General features: G+C 37.4%; 6 protein-coding genes. 3 read left to right on the top strand and 3 right to left on the bottom strand.

All coding sequences use genetic code 11. The features are described 5' to 3' along the window. Positions 1–245: 245 nt before the first annotated feature. Positions 246–1,268 (top strand): protein rep, encoded by a 1,023-nt coding sequence (locus C6348_RS18755; protein ID WP_106043961.1) that lies wholly within the window; start codon positions 246–248, stop codon positions 1,266–1,268. 36 nt (positions 1,269–1,304) lie between these two features. Here the strand turns inward: C6348_RS18755 and C6348_RS18750 are convergent, their stop codons facing one another. The 3 genes from C6348_RS18750 to C6348_RS18735 form a co-directional block, all read right to left on the bottom strand. After that, the gene (locus tag C6348_RS18750; RefSeq protein WP_106043960.1) at positions 1,305–1,910 is read right to left on the bottom strand and encodes a hypothetical protein; all 606 of its coding nucleotides are present in this window, start codon (positions 1,908–1,910) and stop codon (positions 1,305–1,307) included. A 509-nt stretch (positions 1,911–2,419) separates the two neighbouring features. Beyond that, entirely contained in the window at positions 2,420–2,797 is a 378-nt protein-coding gene (locus C6348_RS18740; RefSeq protein WP_106043958.1) for a hypothetical protein, read from the bottom strand. 385 nt (positions 2,798–3,182) lie between these two features. Continuing rightward, positions 3,183–3,656 carry a DUF3967 domain-containing protein gene (locus C6348_RS18735; protein WP_106043957.1) on the bottom strand — a complete coding sequence of 158 codons (474 nt, stop codon included), beginning with the start codon at positions 3,654–3,656 and terminating at the stop codon, positions 3,183–3,185. Between the two features lie 419 nt (positions 3,657–4,075). Between C6348_RS18735 and C6348_RS18730 the strand changes: the two genes are divergently transcribed. Together C6348_RS18730 and C6348_RS18725 are read left to right on the top strand one after the other, a co-directional pair. Further along, entirely contained in the window at positions 4,076–4,327 is a 252-nt protein-coding gene (locus C6348_RS18730) for an antitoxin VbhA family protein (RefSeq protein WP_106043956.1), read from the top strand. Between the two features lie 422 nt (positions 4,328–4,749). After that, on the top strand, positions 4,750–5,868 hold the full coding sequence (locus tag C6348_RS18725) for a response regulator aspartate phosphatase (RefSeq protein ID WP_106043955.1): 1,119 nt from the start codon (positions 4,750–4,752) through the stop codon (positions 5,866–5,868). The last annotated feature ends 373 nt before the right edge of the window (positions 5,869–6,241 follow it).

The raw sequence follows: 6,241 nt of genomic DNA, 5'->3' as shown, positions 1-6,241 counted from the left end.
GTTTTGATTTTTTAAAAAGATGGCGGTTTCGCCAGCTTTTTGGGCGATTTTGACGGAGTCAGAATCGTGTCTTTTCTTATCTTGATACATATAGAAACACTGTCATTTTGAAAAATCACGATAAATCCAGTCCTATCAAGGCTTCAAGGGCAATTTGACAGTGAAAAACCCCGTCTGCTATTATTAAGGTGCGAAGCTTAAATAATAGAGTGCTAGAGAACTAGCGTCAGAAGGGGTTTTTTACTTTGTTTTATTCATCTGAATCGAATTATACCATCCTCGAGGACAAAACCGCAACAGGTAAAAAGCGGGATTGGAAGGGGAAAAAGGTGAGGTCGTCGCTTATGGCGGCTCACTATGAAGGACTTGAAAAGCGTACCGGTGCGCCTTACTACAAGAAAAAGGCAGAGAAAGTATGTGATTGTGCGGAATGTCTTGCGTTTAAGAGAGATCGAGAAACGGGCAGACTACGATTATATCAAGCCTATTTTTGTAAAGTGAGGTTATGCCCTATGTGTGCGTGGCGAAGGTCATTGAAAATTGCTTATCACAACAAATTAATCGTTGAAGAAGCCAATCGGCAATATAAGCCCGCATGGATATTTCTCACGTTGACAGTGAAAAATGTCGAGGGCGATGATTTAAAACAAACGATTACTGATATGATGCAAGGCTTTAGAAAGCTGTTTCAATATAAAAAAGTGAAAACTGGAACACTTGGTTTTTTCAGAGCTTTAGAGATTACGAAAAATCATGAAGAAAATACATATCATCCGCATTTTCATGTGTTGATTCCTGTTCGTACTGGTTACTTTGGTAAAAACTATATTAATCAAAAAGAATGGACAAGCCTTTGGAAGCGTGCAATGAAATTGGATTACACACCGATTGTGCATGTGCAGCGGGTCAAAGGAAAAAAGGGAATCGATGCGGAAGCGATTGAAAAAGAAGTCCGCGAAGCAATGGAAGAACAAAAGGCCATTCTTGAAATCTCGAAGTATCCAGTCAAGGATACTGATGTGATACGTGGGAATGAAGTGACCGAGGAGAATTTGGATACGGTCTATTATTTGGATGATGCATTAAGTGCTAGGCGTTTGATCGGTTATGGGGGGATCTTGAAGGATATTCATAAGGAACTCAATTTGACGGATGCGGAAGATGGAGATCTGATCAGAATTGAAGAAGATGACGATGAGGTGGCGAATGAGACATTTGAAGTCATGGCTCATTGGCATGTTGGCATCAAGAATTACATAATCACATAGAAAAGCAGGCTAATAGAGCCTGCTTTTTTGTATGGATTAGTTGATTTTTGCTTTTAGAACTCTATAATCTCCACTGCCGTAAAGTCCTACGTCAACACGAGAAGAGTATTCAACAGGTGTGTACTTCAGTGCTTTGAAAGTTCCTCTGCTGCGAATTTCCCAAACACTAGGGTCTAGTTTGTGTTGTTTTGTTGAGTGAGATTTTGAATAAAACATGCCAGTTAAATAAGCATCATAACTGCTACTTTTCAGTTTGCCTTTTTCATAAGTGAATTTACCACTTACTTCATGAGCAAAACCAAAAGCAGGAGTTGTATTTGTGACCTTTGCTTTGAATTTCTTTTGTTGAACTGCTTTTGTTGAAATGTCGTCAATTTTCATAGATAACTCGAGGTTGTCTCCTTGTACATTGAGAGGTTCTTGTACGACAACGTTATTTGCACCTTTTTTAAGTTGAGCGTTTGCTTTATCAGTTAGTTGATCTAGTTTGTGGTTGATCTTTTCAACTTCTTTCGTATATGCCACAGGTTCACTTTGTGTTGCTTTTGCATCTGGAGCATATATTCCTAAAGATAGAGTGATCGCAGCAAGTCCCATTAAAACAGTTGAGCCAATTGATTTTTTAGATAGTTTCGAAGTCATATTGTTCAAATCCTCCTTAAATGATAGTATTACAAACGATTACAAAAATTGGTTGAATAACCACAAATAAGGGACGGTGTATTGTGTATGCTAGCTGTTATTTATACGGTTTTCATAATGTTTTTGGTTTTCTATCTACTGAATTTTTTAGGTCAAAAACTAATTGCTAAAGGTCGCCCTGTTAATCATTCAATTATCATGATGCTCTCACTTATTGAAGCTATAATTGCTATTGTCTTGGCTTACTATAAACCACCTTTTCTATAAAAATCACTCCTTTTTTGGGTATATTTTCATAATATCATTGATTGATTTGGCATTGGGAATTCCTTGGTAAATTTATTTTTTGGTTGCGGTGTCCGCAAACATTTTTTGTACTTTGGTGATTATTACAGATGTAGTAGTCAATTATCTTACTTCTTTTTTGGGTTTTTAGAATACATCTAAATTTTTGTTTGATAACAAAACCATAATTAAAAAAAGGCAGAAATATTATTTTCTGCCTTTTTTTAATTAGCTGTAATAGAGAATATTGAATGACAACCTGTTTTTAAAGCATTTGGGTAACCACAATAAGCTCTTAAAGAATATTTTCCTGGTCCAGCATTAGGGAATTTGTAATTGAATGAATTTTTTTGGGGAGCAAAAGTTTGATACTGTTTTCCATTTTTAAATACTGTAAATACAACACTTCCACTATAAACAAAAGTTCCTATTGATAATTTCTCTCCAGATTTTAAAGTAACTCGTGTGGTTGATGAAGTTTTGTCTTTTGTAAACAGTATGCTATTAGAAGAACCTCTGGCATGTGCTGAGTCAAGACTAGCTACATTAAAAATTGAAATAGATAATATTAAACATAATAGTATCTTTTTAAACATTTTCATTACACCTTCCTTTTTATTAATTTAAATACAAATACTAGGTTATATTATATTTTTTTACAACACAATGACTCTATTAAGATTTATGAATTTTATTATTTTGGTTGCGGTGTCCGCAAGCATTTTTTTTATTTTTCAGTGCTTCGTTTTGAGGAACATTTCTGTGATAAAATCCGTTCACTGTGGAGGTGAACGTGATGACAATTGAAATTCATGTGATGGATTTAGGGGGAATCGTTATGTTTGTTTTGATGATCATTGCATGTGGTTTTTCAGAAATAGAAGAAGCCGGCAAGTGAGCTGACTTCTTCTTGAACACGCCTGACGAAAATCGAGAGATTTTAGCATGCACACAGGTGTGTGTATAAGTGCGCCATTATCATGATGTCTATTTCCAAAATTGCCACCACTTTCTTTGTTGAGCTGCAGCAATCATTTTTTTTGTTTCAATGGATTCTTTCAAAGCGAGCATGAGATTTTCATCTCGCTTTTTTTGCTGTTCTTCAAATTGTTCAAGTCGTTTTAGGATGGCCCGATTGAATTGCTCTTGTCTTTGAATGAGGTCGGCGACATTGACATCTTGTAGCGGTGTAGCGGTATCCGATATGGACAAGTTTGACCGATACAAGGTCGCTACAAGTTTGGCTACTTCTTCTAGTGATTTACCACTCAATTTAGAGTGTGTGTATATATACTCCATAGCGGATAAATCGGACTCATTATACTGACGCCATCCCTTAGTGTCTCTGGCGAAATGATAGCCGTTTTTCTCAAGCATGGCGGCGTATTTGCGTATCGTGACGCTGGAGACATTGAGCTTATTTGCAATGTCTTGTGAAGAAAGGTAGGTTTCGGGTTTCATAGCGGGTTCACCTCTTTATGATTCATTCGCTACGGTATACGCTACGCCCTCTTAGATCAAAAGGCAAAATGTTTTTGTTTTGCGTAGCGGGTTGAAAGAGAAAAATTTTGATAAGTGTCGCTGGAGACATTTCAGAAAAGGTGAAAAGAGCATAAGGAAAAACTGCAACCATTTCATGATTGCAATCACAGTGTGATTTGTTTTGTTCCGGTTGCGATTTTTGAAAAGAATGTGCCTAAAAATGAAAAACTGACACACCATAAAAAGGAGCGCATATGGCATGGGTCAACGGTAAGCGGAACGAAAGTGAGCATTAAGGAGTTGACGCATTCACGACACCCAAAGCCTATTGATTCAAACAAACCCCGTTTGTTTGCGCCAGCCGAAGGGGCATCCCCCGAAGATCGGGGGTAGGGGGTTTGAATATTACGATCCAACGGGCTGACCGTTGGCGGGTTTGGGCAGAGCCCAAGAAAGGTGGTTCGGTGATGAAAATGACCAAAAGTGAGTTTGAAAAAGGTATGATATATGCCAAAGCTACACACGCCATTGAAGGAATTTACCTTACAGCTGACGAGGAAGAATTGATATGGAAGCATGCATCTGGTCAGATCACAGATGAGGAGTTTGATAGAAAAGCCCTTGAATTGGCTAATAAAGTGATACAATAGAGTTCCAACCAGTTGTTTGGCGAAGGTGCGTAGCGGGAGACGACGGCAGTCGTCGAGTGGCAACGAAAAGCGAAGCACCGAGAGCCGAATGGGAACCCCCCCACTCTAACAGGGGGGTAGTAATGTAAGATGAAAAATAAAACGTATAAAAAAACATTCCGTGCATTTCAAAAATGCCGTTGAGAGCGTTCAGATTCAATTCTGAGCGCTTTTATTTTTGTTCAGGTAGTTGAAATAGGGGGATGAGTCAAAAACGCTTATAAGGGCTTTAAATGCGTTTTTTTGTTTGTCTGCTGAATTCATTTAAAAAAACGTTTGCGAGATACCGAAAATTTTCAAAAATGGAAACGCAAGCAAGTTATAGTCGTATTTCATGTGCTAGGATTTAACATAAAAAAGCGATGTATCGGGGGATTGATGGTATGGGAACTATTGCGGCGCCTGTGGTTGGTCAGAAGATTAATGAGTGGTATCAACATATCAAAAGGTTGAATGTGACAGATGCAGAGATTCTCCATAACGAAGTTAAGAATGAGCTGGATTTGATGGAGGAAAACGAACAGGTTGTTCTTTATTTTCAGCTAATGGAATTTCGTCATGAACAGATGCTTGAATACGTAAATCCATCAAAAAATACTGTCAACAAAGCTGATTATTTGAGAGCTGTCGAAGGTGAAGGAAAAAGGCTTACTGGTATTATGGAGTACTACTTCAATTTCTTCAGAGGGATGTATGAGTTTTCTAAAGGGGAGTACATAAAAGCTATTACATTTTATCGCTATGCTGAAAGAAAACTTGATAAAGTAGCTGATGAATTGGAGCGTGCGGAGTTCTTTTTCAAAATGGGAGAAATCTTTTATCACATGAAGCAAACACATCTATCTATGTATTATGTTGAACAGGCCTATCATGCTTATAAGGCACACAGTATATATCAAGTTAGGTTAATCCAGTGTAGATTCGTAATTGCAGGAAATTATGATGATCTGGTCAGTTATGAGAAGGCACTTCCCCATTTGAAACTAGCTTTACAGGAATCTATTGCACTTGGCCATGATTATATTACGACTAAGGGTTTGTTGAATTTAGGAAACTGTTTTAATAAACAAGATGATGTTGCGAAAGCAACAGTATATTACCAACGTGCATTAGAGTTAGGCGAGAAGATCGGAGCTAAAGAGGTTGTACAAGCTTGTTATGATTTAGCCATCATTTTCTTTAAGCAGGGACGAAAAGAAGAAGCTCTTGATTATTGTGTGAAAGGAAAGAGCTATGCTGAAAAGTATGATGATTATATGTTTGTCGATCTTTTTAATGTGCTTCATGAGTTATATGTGACGGTTTCGCCTAGTGTTGAAGTCAATCAAAAATTTGATCAACTTTTATATAGTCGTGGTTATCCTTATTTAGAAGACCTAGCTTTAGAGGCTGGAAGATTTTATAATGACATAGAACGATTGGATGATTCTGTATTTTTTTACAGGAAGATGATCCAAGTTCAGAAACTGATTCAAAGGGGCGATTTTGAATATGACGTTTAAAAAAATTATGGCTGCCGTTTTGATTTTAGCTGTGGCTGTTGCGCCGGTTTATGGTTTAGCGACGCAAGATAACAGCGTTTCTGTTGCTTCAAGGAATGCAACATGATGTATTGAATTTGATTTGTAACATGAAAATGACAGACCTTTAGGGTCTGTTTTTTTGTTGTGCTGCATGGTCAAAAAATCAAAAAAAAATCTCCCCCTGCGGGGAAATTTGGTTTAGTATTTGGTCTTTTAGGTTTTTGGGTTTTGATTTTTTAAAAAGATGGCGGTTTCGCCAGCTTTTTGGGCGATTTTGACGGAGTCAGAATCGTGTCTTTTCTTATCTTGATACATATAGAAACACTGTCATTTTGAAAAATCACGATAAATC

The organism is Bacillus sp. YBWC18, assembly GCF_002998775.1.
In the GTDB taxonomy this organism is placed as follows: Bacteria; Bacillota; Bacilli; order Bacillales; family Bacillaceae; genus Bacillus.
This window is presented reverse-complemented; position numbering and strand designations above follow the sequence as displayed.

What these genes read in the sequence shown, in the direction of transcription:
- C6348_RS18750 (WP_106043960.1), bottom strand. Translation starts at nt 1,910, where the DNA reads ATGACTTCGAAACTATCTAAAAAATCAATTGGCTCAACTGTTTTAATG.
- C6348_RS18740 (WP_106043958.1), bottom strand. Translation starts at nt 2,797, where the DNA reads ATGAAAATGTTTAAAAAGATACTATTATGTTTAATATTATCTATTTCA.
- C6348_RS18735 (WP_106043957.1), bottom strand. Translation starts at nt 3,656, where the DNA reads ATGAAACCCGAAACCTACCTTTCTTCACAAGACATTGCAAATAAGCTC.
- C6348_RS18725 (WP_106043955.1), top strand. Translation starts at nt 4,750, where the DNA reads ATGGGAACTATTGCGGCGCCTGTGGTTGGTCAGAAGATTAATGAGTGG.